Origin of the sequence: Aminobacter sp. BE322, from assembly GCF_050433525.1 — a bacterium.
In the GTDB taxonomy this organism is placed as follows: domain Bacteria; phylum Pseudomonadota; class Alphaproteobacteria; order Rhizobiales; family Rhizobiaceae; genus Aminobacter.
Genome location: NZ_JBNPXB010000001.1, coordinates 184,483 through 199,956, shown reverse-complemented (window position 1 = coordinate 199,956; position 15,474 = coordinate 184,483). Strand labels below are relative to the sequence as shown.

Sequence of the window (15,474 nt, the reverse complement as noted above, 5' to 3'; positions counted from 1 at the left end):
GTTAAGTAGTGTGCCATGTTGACCATCGGCAAACGGGAAGCAAGCGGCGGGGCCGCCGGGGACGGCAACCACCGACCGCAGGTTGCGGCGGCGGAGCGCGACGGCGTGCTGGCTTGCGTGTTTACCGGCATCTGGACGACCCGTACCGTGGCCTTCGTCGACGCCGAGATGCGCAAGATCGAGGCGCGCACCGGATTTCGAGCGTTGGCGCTCGATCTCGCCGGTATCGAAAAGATGGACACCGCCGGTGCCTGGATCATCGACAGGCTGGTCAGCGCCAACGAAAAGAAGGGCGTGCGTATCAGCGTCGAAGGCCGCAGCGAAGCGGCTGATATCCTTCTGGGCGCGGTCGGCGAGGCGGCGCGCCGCGAGGCCGCCAGGGCCGAGGCGGAAAACCCCAACATCGCCATCCGCTTCCTGGAGACCATCGGACGACGCGTCTACGAGATGCGCGACGATTTTTTCGCTGCGATGAACATCCTGGGCGCAACCATCCGCGGCGCCCAGATGAAGCTTGGCCGGGGCCATGCGGTCAATCCCGCGGCGATCTTCCACCAGGTCGACCGCATGGGCGTCGGCGCCATCCCCGTCGTCCTGCTGATGTCGACGATCGTCGGTGCGATCGTCGCCCAGCAGGGCGCGTTCCAGCTCAGCTATTTCGGCGCCGACATCTTCGTCGTCGACCTCATCGGCGTGCTGGTGCTGCGCGAACTGGGCGTGCTGATGACGGCGATCATGATCGCCGGCCGTTCCGGCAGCGCGATCACCGCCGAGATCGGCTCGATGAAGATGCGCGAGGAGGTGGACGCGCTCACCGTCATCGGCCTCAATCCCATCGGCGTGCTGGTCTTCCCGCGCCTGGTCGCCCTAGTCGTCGCCCTTCCTTGCCTTTCCATCCTCGCCAACTTTGCAGCGCTCGGCGGCGGCATGGCCACGGCCTGGTTCTATTCGGACATTCCTCCAGCCGCCTTCATCGAACGCCTGCGCGTCGCCATCGACCTCAGCACCATCTTCGCAGGCCTGATCAAGGCGCCGTTCATGGCGCTGATCATCGGTACGATCGCTTCGGTCGAGGGCCTGAAGGTCGGCGGCAGCGCCGAGTCGCTCGGGCGCCACGTCACCGCCTCGGTGGTGAAGGCCATCTTCGTCGTCATCATCCTCGATGGCCTGTTTGCCATGTTCTACGCAGCGATCGACTTCTGATATGGGCAGCAGGACCAAGACCATCCAAGCCGAGATCCAGGATCCCGGAAGCAAGGGAGAGGTGCTGCTTTCGGTGCGCGACCTTACGGTCGCGTTCGGCGACAACGTCATCCTCGACGAGCTGTCGCTCGATATCCGGAGGGGCGAAATCCTCGGCTTCGTGGGCGCGTCCGGATCAGGCAAGTCGGTGCTTTTGCGCACCATCCTGGGCCTGATCCGCAAGCGGTCAGGAACGATCAGGCTGTTCGGCGTCGATCTGGAGAAGGCAAACGAGCTGGAGAGGCTCCGGATCGACATGCGGCTCGGGGTCCTGTTCCAGCACGGAGCGCTGTTTTCCGCGCTGACCGTGCTCGAAAATGTACAGGTTCCGATGCGCGAGTATCTAGACCTGCCGCGAAAGCTGATGGACGAACTCGCCAGGCTCAAGATCGACCTGGTCGGGCTGCCGCCGGATGCCGCGGACAAATATCCGTCGGAGCTGTCGGGCGGCATGATCAAGCGCGCCGCGCTGGCCCGGGCACTGGCGCTCGACCCCGACATCGTGTTCCTCGACGAGCCGACTTCGGGTCTCGACCCGATCGGCGCTGCCGAGTTCGACGAGCTGGTCGCCAAGATGCGCGACACCATGGGGCTCACCGTCTACATGGTCACCCACGACCTAGACAGCCTGTTTTCGGTGTGCGACCGCGTCGCCGTGCTCGGCAACAAGAAGGTGCTCGTCGAAGGAACGATCGACGACATGCTGAAGAGCGACGAGCCGTGGGTTAAGTCGTACTTCCGTGGAAAGCGTGCCCGCCAGCTTGATCTTGCGGCCAGGGTAGAGATGGAATGATGTGATGGAGACTCGGGCCAACTACGTCATCGTGGGCATCTTCACGCTGGTCGCGATCCTGGCTGCCTTTGCCTTCGTCTACTGGACGGCTGCCATCGGCGAGCGCGGCGAGACGGCGATGCTGCGCGTGCGCATTCCCGGTTCCGCCTCCGGCCTCAGCCGCGGCAGCTTCGTGCTGTTCAACGGCGTCAAGGTCGGCGACGTCAGGCGGGTCTATCTCGACGTCACCAATCCGCGCGTGGCGATCGCCGATGCCGAGATCGACAGGCTGACGCCGATCACGCAGTCGACGCAGGCAGACATCGGCCTGGCCGGCCTCACCGGCCAGGCCAACATCGAACTCAAGGGTGCCGACGTCAACGAGCCGAACCTGCTCGACCAGGCGGAGGCCGAAGGCAAAACCGCCGAGATCGTCGCCAACCCCTCGGCCGTCACCAACCTGCTGCAGACCGCCCAGGACATCTTCAAGCGCGCGGACACGGTGCTGACCAATCTCGAAGGGTTCACCAACGATGTCCGCGGCCCGCTGACCGAGACGGTCGCCAACGCGCAGAAATTCTCGCAGTCGCTGGCGCGAAATTCGGAAGGCGTCGACAAGTTTCTGGCGAGCGTGAGCGCGCTGTCTGAGGAACTGGCGGGCGTGTCGGGCAAGCTCGACGGCACCATCGAGGCCGCCGAAGGCATCCTCAAGTCGGTCGACCGGGACAAGGTCAAGAACATCGTCGCCAACGTCGACACCTTCACCACCAGGCTCGGCGAGCAGAGCGACCAGATCGACGACGTGGTCAAGGGTGTGAACACAGCCGTCGCGTCGATCAACGACTTCGCTCAGAAAACCCAGCAGACGCTCACCAAGCTCGATGGAGCGCTGGCAGGCGTCGATGCGGCCACCGTGCGCGAGTCGCTCGAAAATGTCCGCAAGGCCAGCGAGAACGCCAACAAGGTGGCGGCCGACATCGCCAAGGTCACCGACAAATTCGGCAACCGGGCTGAAGACATCGACCAGATCGTCACAGACGCCAAGGAACTGGCCTCGCGGCTCAACCAGGCCTCCACGCGGGTCGACGGCGTGCTGGCCAAGGTCGACAAGCTCCTCGGCACCGGCGAGGCCGAGGGCGTCATGTCCGATGCGAGCGAAACGCTCAAGGCCTTCAAGCAGGTCGCAGACACGCTCAATGCCCGGCTCGGCACGATCACCGATGGCCTCGCCCGCTTCTCCGGCCAGGGCTTGCGCGACGTCGAGGCGCTGGTCCAGGACAGCCGGCGTTCGGTCACCCGCATCGAAGAGGCGATCACCGAGCTGCAGCGCAATCCGCAACGCATCATCACCGGAGGCGAAGGCACGGTACGCGAATTCGACGGACGGGTGCGTCGTTGACATCGCCGGCCCGTCGCAGCATGACACGTCTGGAGGGTGGTTCGCGCATTACGCGAGTGAGTCGTGTCCGGGGACAACACGTGAAAGCTGGTGGAACTTCAACGCTGCTTGCTGTGGTCATGCTGGCGCTGTCGGGTTGCGCCTCGCTTCTCGTCAGCACGCCGCCGCCGCTCGACACCTTTGAGCTTTCCGCGCCGGCCGTCGACGGCCGTGACGGCCAGAGCCGCCGCCAGATCCTCATTGCCGAACCGTCGGCGCTGAAGGCGCTCGACGGCGAGCGTATCGTCATCAAGCCGGCACCCGGCTCCATCCAGTTCCTCAAGGGCGCGCAGTGGTCCGACCGACTGCCGCGCATCGTCCAGGCCCGGCTGGCGGAGACGTTCCAGCGCGCCGGCGGCTTCATAGGCATCGGCAAGCCCGGCGAAGGGCTGGCGATCGACTACCAGGTCATCGTGGAGATCCGCAGCTTCGAAATACGGGTCGGCGGTGGCGAGCGCGCCGATGTCGAACTGTTCGTCCGGCTGCTCAACGACCGCAACGGCCAGGTGCGCGCATCGCGCGTGTTCACGGCCGGCGTCCCGGTTTCGGGGGCGGGCAACGACGCCTATGTCGCCGCCCTCGACGCCGCCTTCGGGCAGGCCGCCGCCGAAATCGTCAAATGGACGGAATCCCTGATCTGAACAGGTCAGCAAGGGCATAGGGCGGTAAGGCAGCGGTGCCAGACGCCGAATTCCGCTCTCCTTGCATCAAGCCGCTACGTACCGTGCCTGATCGCGGGTCGGTCCATGCCGGCTGCCTGCAAGGGCAGCAAGTGCATGTGGCGAGGTAAACGTCGGCACTGCAGAACACGCAACCCAGATAGCGGAAAGGGCAGCAGGTGCCGAACCTGCTGCCCCATTGCCTTGGTGCCCTACTGCCTTCCGGCAGCCGCCTTACTTCAGACGGCCGGCCGCGTGGGCGAGCATCGTGTAGACCTTGCCCGTATCCGAGGTCAGGTAGGTCTGGGTCATCATGTTGTCGCGGTCGTTGCGCGACACGTCCTTGAGCAGCTTCTCGAAATCGTCGCAGTAGCGGTCGACGGCGGAGCGGAACTCGGCGTCGCCCTGATATTTGCGGCGGATCTCGTCGAATGTCTGCTGGCCCTTCAGAGTGTAGAGCCTGCGGGTGAAGACGTCACGCTCGCCACGACGATAGCGGTTCCACAGCTCTATGGAGGCGTCGTGGTCGATCGCGCGGGCGATGTCGACCGACAGCGAGTTGAGCGATTCGACCACATGCAGCGGCGAGCGTTGCGCCGGCACAGCGCGCGGCTCGGGCTGCATCGCCTGACGGGCCGGCTCCTGCTCGCGCGAGGCCCCGGTCAGGAGGTCGCGCACCCATCCACCCTGCTGGGCGCGGCTGGCCGGCTCACGCGCCGGCTGGGCCTGCTGGGTCGGAGCCGCCGGGCGCTCGATGTCGAGCGTGCCGCGCAGGCCGCTGCCGCTGAGCGGGACGTGCGGCTCACCGCGTTCCGGCTGGGGGGCAGGGCGGCGCGGCGCCTGCGGCGGCGTGCGCAGCGATGCGTCGGACACATCCACCGTGCGACCCGACTTGGCGACGATGGCCGAGAGCTCCTTGAGCGCGTTGATCTGCTCGGAGACCGCGCGGCGGATGGCCGTGGTCGATTCCTTGGCCTCCTGCGGCATGTCGAGCACGCCCTTCTTGAGCTCGGCGCGGGTGCTTTCGAGCTCGGTCTTGATCGATCCCGCGGTGCGGCGCATGTCGTCGGTCGCATCGGCGAAGCGCTTGGTGGCGGTCTCGACGACGTCGGCGATGGTGCTGCGGATCTTCTCTGCCGATTCCATCGTCTTGCCCTCGGCGCTTTCCAGCGTCTGGCCGACAAGGCGCTCGAACGACTGCATGACGCGCTCGAGCTCTTCCGACTTCTTGACCAGGCCGACGGCCAGGTCCTCCAGCGACGACTGCCGCTCGAGCGTGTGTTCGAGGTTGCTCTGGGCCGAGGCGAGCAGGTTGGAGGCGCTCGACAAAAGACGGCTGTGCTCATCGAACTTGGTGGCGATGGAGGCCACCTCGCGCAGCGTGCTCGACGACAGGTCGGTCAGGCGGTTCGTGTTCGAATCGACGAGGCGGGCAGCGCTTGCGAAGGTCTGCGCCGCCTTGTCGGTGGTCGCCGAGAAGGCCGTGGTGCTGCTCGTCAGGCGGTCGTCGACGGTCGCCAGGTTCTGCGCCGCGCGTTCGATCAGCTCGCCGAGCTGGTTGCTCGACGTCGACATGCGGCCGATGAGATCGGCGACGTTTTCGGCCAGCGTCGAACGGGCGCCCTCGACCGCCGACAGCGTTTCGGCGGTGCGGCTGGAAATGGCGTCGACAAGGGCCGCATTCTCGATGCGCAGCTTCTCGGTGGCGCGGGCGGTGGCTTCCTCCATGCTCCGCTGCAGCTCCGAGCCGCCCTCGGCGAAGCGCTCGACCAGCGGACGGGCGGTATCGTCGAGGATCTTGGCGATCTCGTTCGAGCGCTCGGTCAGCATGGCGTTGAGCTCGCGGGTGTTGGTGCCGATCGTGCGCGCGGCTTCGTTGGTGCTCTGGCCGATGTGCTGGCCGACGGCCGTGAAGGTCTCGGCGATCACGTTGGCGCGGGCGACCAGTTGAGCCTCCGCCTGGGCAACCTGCTCCGCAAGCTTCTCGCCCATCGTCTCGGCACCGTAGGCGAGGCGGTTCTGGGCGCTCGACAGGTGTTCGTCGATGCGCGCGCCGACGCCTTCCGCACCGCGGGCGAGGCGATCGTCGACATTGGCGAGCGTTTCCTCGATCGCCTTGGCGCGGGCGTCGAGTTCGGCTGCCGTGCGGTGGGCGCGTGCCACCACGCGCTGCTCCGTCTCGGTGAAGGCGTTGGCGATCTGCGCCGCGTGCTCGCCGATGCCCGAGGTGCTTTCGGCAATGCGGGCGGCAAGCTGCTGGCCGGCTTCGTCGAAGGCCTGGCCGACTTCGGTCGCCCGCCCCAGCAGGGACTGCGAGGTCAGGTCGATGCGTGCGGCGATGCGGCCGTCGGCCTCGTCGAAGGCGCGGCTGATCTCGGCAGCGCGTCCGAGCAGCGTATCGGCCGACTGTTCGACGCGCGCGGCGATCCGGCTGTCGGCGTTCTCGAAGGCGCTTCCGATCTCGGCCGCGCGGGTCGCCAGCACGTCGGCGGTCTGCGACACGCGGGCAGCGAGCCTTTCGTCGGCCTGCTCGAAGTTGCGGACGATTTCGCCGGCACGGCTGCCGAGCGTCGCCGAGCTGTCGGCGACACGGGCCGCGATGCGCTCGTCGGCGGCATCGAAGATGCGGCTGAGTTCGCCGGCACGGTCGCCAAGCGAATCCGCGCCTTCGGCGATGCGCGCCGCAAGCTTCTCGTCGGCGGTGTCGAAGATCCGGCCGAGTTCGGCGGCGCGTGCCGCCAGCGCGTCGGCCGATTCGCCGATGCGCAGGGCGAGCCGTTCATCGGCGGAGTCGAAGTTGCGCAGGATGTCGCCGGCACGCGACGACAGCGATTCCGCCGTCTCGATGGCACGTGCGATGAGCGAGCGGTCCGCCGAATCGAAGGTCCGGGCGATTTCGCCGGCCTTGGCCGACAGCGTGTCGGCGGTTTCCTCGGCGCGGGCGAGCAGCGAGCTCGACGTCTCCTCAGCGCGGGCGGCAAGCCTGCGATCCGCGTCCTCGAAGGCGCGGGCGATGTCCTCGGCGCGGGAGAGCAGTGCGCTCGACGTCTGCTCGGCACGCTCGGCGATCACCCGGTCGGCATCGGTGAAGGCCCTGCCAGCCTCCTCGTTGAGGGCGGCAGTGACTTCCATCACCTTGTCACGCAGCGCGCCGGCCACGTACACTGCGCTCTTTTCGAGCACGCCGCGGACATTGTCGATGCCGAGCGAAAGCGCCCGCTCCATGGTGCCCGTGCGCTCCTCGATGACGCCGGTCTGGCGCCGGAATGCATCCTCGATCTTCTCGATGTCGCCGGCGAGGGCGTCGGAGATGTCGGAGCGGCGGGCGGCGATCTGGTCGATATGTCCGGCGATTGCCAGGTCGACCTCGCGCCGCGCATCGGCGAGCTTGCCGAGGTCCTGTTCCAGTGCGCGGGCCAACGTGTCGCGGCCCTCGGCCAGCTTGCCGACGTGGCCGGTGACGATGCCGTCAATGGTGGCGCGGCTTTCGCTGAGCATGGCGAGGTCGGCTTCGAGCGCCTTGGTGAGCGTGTCGCGGCCGGCTGCTAGCTTGTCGACCTGGCCGAGCATCATGCCGTCGATCTTGGTGATATCGGCTTCGAGCGCGCGGCGCAGTATGTCGCGGCCCTCCGCCAGCTTCTCGACCTGGGCGGCGACCAGCCCGTCGATGCCCGATCGGCTCTCTGCCAGCTTGGCGAGGTCGTCCTCCAGCGCCCTGGAGAGTGCACCGCGTTCGGCCACCAGCCGATCGGCGTGACCCGACATCAGGCCCCGCACGTTGTCGAGGTCGGCTTCGAGCGCGCGGGCCATCGCTGCGCGGTCTTCGGCGAGCTTGTCCGACTGCGCCGACATCGAGCCGCGGATGGCGTTGAGGTCGGCCTCGAGCGCACGCTTGAGGATGTCGCGGCCCTCGGCCAGCTTTTCGACCTGGCCGGCGACGAGGCCGTCGATGCCGGCACGGCTCTCTGCCAGCTTGGCGAGGTCGTCCTCCAGCGCCTTGGACAGCGCGCCGCGTTCCGAAGCCAGGTTTTCGGCGTGGCTCGACACCAGGCCGCGGACCTTATCGAGGTCGGCTTCGAGCGAGCGGGAAAGCATGGCTCGATTCTCGCCGAGCTGCTCGGCCTGGGCCGACATGGTCGAGCGGATCGTGTTGAGGTCGGATTCGAGCGCCCGCTTGAGGATGTCGCGGCCCTCGGCCAGCTTCTCCACCTGGCCGGCGACGAGGCCGTCGATGCCCGCACGGCTCTCGGCCAGCTTGGCAAGGTCGGATTCCAGCGTCTTGGACAGGAGCGCACGCTCTTCCGACAGACGGCCGGCATGGGCCTCGATCAGGTTGTGGACGCCCGAGATGTCGGCTTCGAGGCTGCGCGTCAGTTCGGCGCGGTCGGCAACCAGCTTCGAGGAGTGACCATCGACCAGGGCCTTGATGCCGTCGAGGTCGGTCTCCAGCGCCTTGGCCAGGACTGCGCGGCCTTCGGCGATCTTCTCGACCTGGCCGGCGACAAGTCCGTCGATGCTGCTGCGGCTGTCTGCCAGCTTGTTGAGATCGGCCTCCAAGGCGCGCGACAGGATGTTGCGGCCCTCAGCCAGTTTCCCGACATGGCCGGCGACCATTTCGTCAATGTTCGTACGGGCTTGGACCAGCCGCTCAGAGTCTTCCATGAGCGCCTGGGCGAGTTGTTCGCGGCCCTGGGCGAGCTGCTTGAACTGGCTGCTGAGGGTGTCGTCGATGGATTGGCGCGACTGCTCGAGCTTGCGCATGTCGTCGTCAAGCGCTCGCGAGATCAGGCTGCGGCCTTCGGCCAGCTTCTGCACCTGGAAACCGACGGCGGCCTCGATGCTGGCGCGGCCCTCGGCGAACTTGCTGAGGTCGTCCTTGAGGGCCGCGGCCATGCGGTCGCGTGCTTCCGACAGCTTGCGGGTGTGATCCTCGACCGCCTGCTCGATGCCGACGCGAGCGTCCGAAAGGCGCTGGATGTCGCCGTCGAAGGCGCGCGACACATGCTGGCGTGCGGCCTCCATGCGGCCGGCGAAGTCGCTGGCGCGGGATTCCAGCATGGTCGAGGTCGAGGTGATGATGTCGGCGAGGTCGGTGCCGATCTGGGTCTTGCCCTGGTCGATCATGGCCGACAGCGAGTCGCGGCCCTCGACGAAGGTCGTGGCGATCTCGCGGGCGCGCTCGACCAGCGTTTCGTTGATCTGGCGGGCACGCGCTTCGAGTGCCGCGTTGAGCTTGGCGGTGCCGGTGTCCAGCGCCTCGGCGCGGGTCTGGAATTCGCCGATGAGCGCCTGGCCGCGCTCCGCCAGCGTCCGCTCGATGTTGTGCAGGCTGGTCTCGAACTCCGAATTGATCGTCCTGGCGGCACCGCCCAGCAGCGAAACCATGCCAGAAGTGCGGTCGTCGAGCAGTTCGGTCAGCGAACGGGTGACGTGATCGGTGCTCTGGGTCAGCTTTGCGATGCGCGTGTCGAGCAGGCTGGCGAAGGCTTCGCCGGAAGTCGACAGCCGGTCGCTGATCGAATCCAGGCGGCCGTCGATCGCCTCGAACAGGCCCATGCCGCCTTCGTTCAGGCGGTCGATCAGCGCGTCGCCGGAATTCGTGATGGTCATCGACAGCTTGGTCGACGCATTCATGATGCTGTCGCGGATGATGTCGCTGGCCGATCCGAGTTCGTCGCGCAGGGTCTCGTGAGCGCCGGCGATCGAGGCGCGGACGCGCTCTGCGTGGGAGACGACGGCTTCGCGCTCGCTGCCGAGCCCGTCGACGAGCGAACGGATGCGCGCGGCATTCTCCGAGTAGGAGCGTTCGATCTGGCTGACTTCGGTATGGACGAGCGTCTCGAGTTCGACGGCGCGCGCAAGCGTGCGCTCGATGCCTTCGCCCATGGCCGCGACTTCGCGGCGCACGGCCTGGCTGACCATCATGACGCGGTCCTGGGCCATGTTCTCCGGCTCCGTGAGCCGGAAGGCGACTTCGGTCATGGACTGCGCTGCCAGGCGCATCTCCTGGGCGCGGCGGACCATCGAGGCAAAGGCCCAGAACAGCGCTATCGGCACGGCCGTCGCGGTCGCGAATGCGAGCAGGCTGGGACGCGCGAGGATGTCGTCGAGCGACCTGATGTCCCAGATGCTGGGCGTGACGAAGCGGTCGGCCAGCGCAACGCCGCCGGCCGCCCATGCGACCGAAACGAACCCGACCGCCCAGTATACGGTGCTGGACGCACGCCGGTTGAGGCTGTGCAGCAGGTTCTTGTAATCCTTCTGGCGCTCGTCGTTGGCGGGCTTGAAGCCTTCTGGCTGAAGTGGCTGGCTGCTGCGCGTCTCGACGGGGCGCAACACGGTCGGCGGCTCCGCGACGACGCTTGCGGCCCGTGCCGGAGCCGGTTCGCTCTTCGGCTGCGCGGGCTTCTGCATATTGCTTTCGCGCGCGAGTTCTTCCGCCGCCTGCGAGATCTGTGCTTCCAGGTCTTCCATCGAGGCAGCCATGTCCAACCCGCCGTCATCGGCACCGGTCAGATCGAAGTCGAGGGCCTCTTCGAGCTCCTTGGCTACGTCAATATCGATGTTCTTGGTCGGAGTGGACTTCTTCGCCATGCCTTCGCTACCCTGTACTAACGACGCGGAATTGCTGGACTTTTTGTCCTATTTTTGTCCGCGTACGAGGCTCATTATGGACCGCCCGTATCGTAGTGACACAAACCGGTAAAGAAAACCTGCATTCGCCCGGATACGTAAAAGTTTAAATATAAGGTTAACACTGGAGTGATTATGAGCCCCGTTTCCGCGGGATTCCTGGCTTTGCGGGGTTAACTGGTTATCCACATGCGGCCCCTAGTCTACCAACCCATGGGCGAGTGGACGGACAGGGCTTCAATGGCAGCGCGCGAAACGGATTCCGTGGCCTTCGGCAAACCGGGCGGCGAATCTTCGGGCAGCGCAGGCGGGCGTCCGATCGACCTCGATCACCTCGGGCGGCAGTCGATGGGCGACCGCGAGATAGAGCGCGAAGTGCTCGATCTGTTCGTTCATCATGCGCTTTCGGTGCGCGACAGCCTGGCCTCGGCGGACCTTGCCGAGAAGCTCAGGCTGGCTCACGCGCTCAAGGGGTCGGCGCGCGGCGTGGGCGCTTTCGCCATCGCCGATTGCGTCGCCGAGATCGAAAGCCGGCCGGACGATCCGGCACCGGTGCAGCGCCTTTCGCGACTGATCGACGAAGCCCGCGACTACATCGCCGCCATCAATCGCTAGCGGTGTCCGCAAATCGACAGGACGCGGCGAAATCGCGCGGCTGTTGACTTGCCCGGTGGAGTGATTATCTGCCGGGTGACTTCTCTCAGGAACGAGCATGACCAAGCTTAGCTACATTGCCCATGACGGGACGCGTTTCGACGTCGAGGCGGAGAACGGTTCGACCGTGATGGAAAACGCGATCCGCAACGCCGTCCCCGGCATCGAGGCCGAGTGCGGCGGCGCCTGCGCCTGCGCGACCTGCCACGTCTATGTCGACGAAGAATGGATGCCGGTCGTCGGCGAACCCGAGGCCATGGAAGAAGACATGCTCGACTTCGCCTACGAGGTGCGGCCGAATTCGCGCCTGTCGTGCCAGATCAAGGTCCGGGACGAACTCGACGGGCTGGTCGTCACCGTGCCCGAGCGCCAGGGCTGACGGCGAGGCGACATTCGCTTCGCTTGGCATGAGCGGTCGCGTCATGCACAGTCCCGGTTGCGTGCGTGCGAGGCGAGGGTGGCCGTGAGCGAAATCACCAGGACCGACGTTCTCATCATCGGTGCGGGGCCCGTCGGGCTCTTCGCGGTGTTCGAACTCGGCCTGTTCGACATGCGCTGCCATCTGATCGACATTCTCGACCGGCCCGGCGGCCAGTGCGCCGAGCTCTATCCGGAAAAGCCGATCTATGACATTCCTGGCTATCCTGCGATCAATGCCCAGGAACTGGTCGATAGGCTGCTGCTGCAGATCGCGCCGTTCAAGCCTGATTTTACCTTCAACCGCATGGTCAGCGCCCTGCAGCGCCTGGAGGGCGGTGGCTTTCGCCTGACGACCGACGAGGGCGAGGTGTTCGAGGCGAAGGTGGTGGTGATCGCCGCCGGCGGCGGCTCGTTCCAGCCGAAGCGACCGCCGATCCCAGGCATCGAGGCCTTCGAAGGCGCAAGCGTCCAGTATGCGGTGCGGCGCATGGAGGACCTGCGCGGGCACGACGTGGTGGTGGTGGGCGGCGGCGACTCGGCGCTCGATTGGACCCTCAACCTCCAGCCCGTCGCCAGGCGGGTCACGCTGATACACCGCCGGCCGGAATTCCGTGCCGCGCCCGACAGCGTCAACAAGATGCATGCGCTTGCCGATTCAGGCGCGATCGACCTTGTCATCGGCCAGGTCTCGGGGCTCGACGGCGAAACCGGTCAACTGCGCTCGATCAAGGTCAAGGGATCGGACGGCGAGGTCGAGGTCGCGTGCACGCGGCTGCTGCCGTTCTTCGGGCTGACGATGAAGCTGGGGCCCGTCGCCGACTGGGGGCTGAACCTTCACGAGAACCAGATCCCGGTCGATACCGAGAAGTTCGAGACCTCCGTTCCGGGGATCTTCGCAATCGGAGATATCAACTGGTACCCGGGAAAGCTCAAGCTGATCCTGTCGGGCTTCCACGAGGCGGCGCTCATGGCCCAGGCGGCCAAGCACGTCGTCAGCCCCAAGGAGCGGATCGTCTTCCAGTACACGACCTCGTCGACCAGCCTGCACAGGAAGCTCGGCGTTCCCGACTGAGCTTCAGCCCTTGAGCTTGCCCGCGTCGATCCGCTCCAGCCTGTAGCGCAGCAGCCGCATGATCCGGCTTTCGAAGTTGATGCCTTCGATGCGGTCGAATTCCGCCTGGGCGCGGTCGTGCCGGCTGAGGATGCGCTCGCTCGTCGCCTTGGCCTCGGCTGCCGCGGCCTGGCAGGTCTTGTTCTTGCCGATGGCGCGCAACGCCTGTTCGAGTTCGCGCGCGTGGTTCTTGGCGATCACCACGTGGCTCTCCTCGTGGCGCTTGATGTCGGCCGACAGCGTGTCCCAGATCAGCCTGACCTCCTGGGCCGTCTTGCCGCTCTGCCGCCATCGCGGCAGGATGACCTTGGCCTTGACGGTGACGTGGGCCGACACGATGGCGCAGCCGCCCTTGACCTCGGAGTAGCCGATGCGGGTGGTGAACTCCATCTGCGTCGCCCCGGGGTGCCGCCCTCCGGTGCTCTTCACCTCGGGCCCGCGGGTCATGAGCTGGCTTTCGATCTCGTCGAGCGTTTTGCCGGTGATGGTAAAGTAGCTGTAGCTCTTCGATACATTGGCAGCCTGGGCCGGAAGGCCGGTGCCGACGGCAAGGATGGCGGCGAGGAGGAGATGCTTCATTAGTTGCCTCTTGGCCTACCTTGCGTTAGGGGCGGTGGCGGCGCAACGGAATTCAGGGCGCGCCGCAAAAAGTGACCGTCCGCGAATTGACGTGCGAAGCGTTGATAATTCGTGACGCGATCGATGCTTTGGATTTCTTTTGTGGCGACGACATGACCGGCAAACGATGGCAAATGGCGCACGGGCGCCACGTCGAGTTGGGCGACAAGGCGCTCGTCATGGGCATCCTCAACGTCACGCCGGACAGCTTTTCCGACGGCGGCCGCTTCGAAGGCTTCGGCCACGCCCTCGACCAGGCACGCCGCATGCGCGACGAAGGCGCGTCGATCATCGATGTCGGCGGCGAGTCGACAAGGCCCGGTGCGGCGCCCGTATCTGCGGCCGAGGAGCAGGACAGGGTCCTGCCGGTGATCGCAGCACTGGCCGCGGCCGGCGACACCCTGATCTCGATCGACACCTATCGCGAGGAGACCGCGCGGCTCGCGGTCGAGGCCGGCGCGCACATCGTCAACGACGTGTGGGGCCTGCAGCGCGAGCCGGGCATCGCCCGGGTCGCGGCGGAAACCGGGGCGGGGCTGGTGATCATGCATACCGGCCGCGAACGCGAGAAGCTGGCGGATGTGATCGACGACCAGTTGCTGTTCCTGCGGCGTTCACTGGAGATTGCCAGCCAGGCGGGCGTAAGCGAGGCGCAGATCGTGCTCGATCCGGGCTTCGGCTTCGCCAAGGAGGCCGACGAGAACCTCGACCTGATGGCGCGTTTCGAGGAGCTTTCGCAGCTGGGCTACCCGCTGCTCGCCGGCACCTCGCGCAAGCGGTTCGTCGGCAATGTCACCGGGCGTGAACCCGCCGACCGGGATGCCGGAACCGCAGCCACCAGTGTCATACTCCGCATGAAAGGGGCGCGTATATTTCGCGTCCACAATGTCGCAATCAACGTCGACGCGCTCGCCTTTGCCGATGCTATGCTGGCGCGCCAGACCAATCCTCGGGGAAGCTGACCGCCGATGTACCTGATCCGTATGAAGAACTGCGCCTTCTTTGCCAGGCACGGCGTGCTGGACGAGGAGGAGACGCTCGGCCAGCGCTTTTATGTCGACGCCGAGCTGACCGTCGATCCGGACCGTCCTCTCGACGAGGATTCCATGCAGAGCACCGTCGATTACGGCATCGCCTTCGAGGTGATCGAGAAGATCGTCACGGGCCAGCGGCGCTTCCTCATCGAGGCGCTGGCGCAGGAGGTCGGCAAGGCGCTCTGCGACAGGTTCTCGCAGATCAAGAAGGCGGAGATTACCGTCCGCAAGCCCAATGCGCCGGTGCGCGGCGTGCTGGACCACGTAGAGGTGACCGTTGTCTGGCCACGTTGAGGAGCGCGCCTTTCTCAGCCTGGGAGGCAATCTCGGCGACCCGGCGAAGACGATGGCTACGGCGCTGCACTTGCTCGACGCCAGCGGCAGTACGCGGGTGGTCTCCGTCTCGTCGCTGCACCGGACACTGCCCTGGGGCAAGGTCGACCAGCCCGACTTCCTGAACGTGACGGCGGAAGTGGCGACCTCGCTCGCGCCGCTCGAACTGCTCGAACTCTGCCTCGACGTCGAGCGCCGCCTCAAGCGCGTCCGCGTCGAGCGCTGGGGTCCGCGCCTGATCGACATCGACGTGCTCCTGCACGGCGACACGAATGTCAGCGACGTCGGGCTGGAGATTCCGCACCCGCGCATGCTCGACAGGGCTTTCGTGATGGTGCCGCTGGCCGAAATCGCGCCGGACCTCGTGCTGGCCGGCAAGACTGCCGCCGAATGGGCGCTCGGGCTCGACAGTTCCGGCATCGAAAAGCTCGACAGCGGGCGCGACTGGTGGCGCGCCTAGGGCCACGTGCCTGAAGTTCGCCGCTCTGGAGGCAACATCAACATGTCGCTCCAAGTGATTGTATTTTATCCTCGTTGAGTGATCGGAGGGCGGCCTCGCC

12 protein-coding genes are annotated in these 15,474 nt (G+C 66.2%); 10 read left to right on the top strand and 2 right to left on the bottom strand.

Going from position 1 to position 15,474, the window contains the following annotated elements; genetic code table 11:
* Nucleotides 1-15 precede the first annotated feature (15 nt).
* From J2X50_RS00955 to J2X50_RS00940, 4 genes are all read left to right on the top strand, one after another.
* A complete protein-coding gene (locus J2X50_RS00955) occupies nucleotides 16-1,203 on the top strand; it encodes an MlaE family ABC transporter permease (RefSeq protein ID WP_429090681.1) in 1,188 nt (395 codons plus the stop codon).
* A 1-nt stretch (nucleotide 1,204) separates the two neighbouring features.
* Nucleotides 1,205-2,035, top strand: coding sequence for an ABC transporter ATP-binding protein (locus J2X50_RS00950; protein WP_429090679.1), 831 nt, complete (start codon nucleotides 1,205-1,207; stop codon nucleotides 2,033-2,035).
* Between the two features lie 4 nt (nucleotides 2,036-2,039).
* A complete protein-coding gene (locus tag J2X50_RS00945) occupies nucleotides 2,040-3,413 on the top strand; it encodes an MlaD family protein (RefSeq protein WP_429090677.1) in 1,374 nt (457 codons plus the stop codon).
* Nucleotides 3,414-3,493: 80 nt separating this feature from the next.
* Entirely contained in the window at nucleotides 3,494-4,093 is a 600-nt protein-coding gene (locus J2X50_RS00940; RefSeq protein WP_429090675.1) for an ABC-type transport auxiliary lipoprotein family protein, read from the top strand.
* Nucleotides 4,094-4,345: 252 nt separating this feature from the next.
* Here J2X50_RS00940 and J2X50_RS00935 read toward each other — a convergent pair whose 3' ends face one another.
* Entirely contained in the window at nucleotides 4,346-10,705 is a 6,360-nt protein-coding gene (locus tag J2X50_RS00935; RefSeq protein ID WP_429090673.1) for a kinesin, read from the bottom strand.
* A gap of 279 nt (nucleotides 10,706-10,984) precedes the next feature.
* Between J2X50_RS00935 and J2X50_RS00930 the strand changes: the two genes are divergently transcribed.
* From J2X50_RS00930 to J2X50_RS00920, 3 genes are all read left to right on the top strand, one after another.
* Nucleotides 10,985-11,359: an Hpt domain-containing protein gene (locus J2X50_RS00930; RefSeq protein ID WP_429090671.1), complete on the top strand. Its 375-nt coding sequence runs from the start codon at nucleotides 10,985-10,987 to the stop codon at nucleotides 11,357-11,359.
* A 97-nt stretch (nucleotides 11,360-11,456) separates the two neighbouring features.
* Nucleotides 11,457-11,777: a 2Fe-2S iron-sulfur cluster-binding protein gene (locus J2X50_RS00925; RefSeq protein WP_347965311.1), complete on the top strand. Its 321-nt coding sequence runs from the start codon at nucleotides 11,457-11,459 to the stop codon at nucleotides 11,775-11,777.
* 84 nt (nucleotides 11,778-11,861) lie between these two features.
* On the top strand, nucleotides 11,862-12,890 hold the full coding sequence (locus J2X50_RS00920) for an NAD(P)/FAD-dependent oxidoreductase (RefSeq protein WP_429090669.1): 1,029 nt from the start codon (nucleotides 11,862-11,864) through the stop codon (nucleotides 12,888-12,890).
* A 3-nt stretch (nucleotides 12,891-12,893) separates the two neighbouring features.
* Here J2X50_RS00920 and J2X50_RS00915 read toward each other — a convergent pair whose 3' ends face one another.
* On the bottom strand, nucleotides 12,894-13,508 hold the full coding sequence (locus tag J2X50_RS00915; RefSeq protein ID WP_429090667.1) for a DUF922 domain-containing Zn-dependent protease: 615 nt from the start codon (nucleotides 13,506-13,508) through the stop codon (nucleotides 12,894-12,896).
* 152 nt (nucleotides 13,509-13,660) lie between these two features.
* Between J2X50_RS00915 and folP the strand changes: the two genes are divergently transcribed.
* Genes folP through folK form a run of 3 tightly spaced genes read left to right on the top strand, consistent with a single transcriptional unit; the run spans nucleotide 13,661 to nucleotide 15,374 of the window.
* Nucleotides 13,661-14,509 (top strand): dihydropteroate synthase, encoded by an 849-nt coding sequence (gene folP / locus J2X50_RS00910; protein ID WP_429091803.1) that lies wholly within the window; start codon nucleotides 13,661-13,663, stop codon nucleotides 14,507-14,509.
* A 6-nt stretch (nucleotides 14,510-14,515) separates the two neighbouring features.
* Nucleotides 14,516-14,875 carry a dihydroneopterin aldolase gene (gene folB, locus J2X50_RS00905; RefSeq protein ID WP_429090665.1) on the top strand — a complete coding sequence of 120 codons (360 nt, stop codon included), beginning with the start codon at nucleotides 14,516-14,518 and terminating at the stop codon, nucleotides 14,873-14,875.
* Nucleotides 14,859-15,374, top strand: a complete 516-nt coding sequence (folK, locus tag J2X50_RS00900) for a 2-amino-4-hydroxy-6-hydroxymethyldihydropteridine diphosphokinase (protein WP_429090663.1) — start codon at nucleotides 14,859-14,861, stop codon at nucleotides 15,372-15,374. The genes folB and folK overlap by 17 nt, the downstream gene beginning before the upstream one ends.
* Nucleotides 15,375-15,474: the final 100 nt, after the last annotated feature.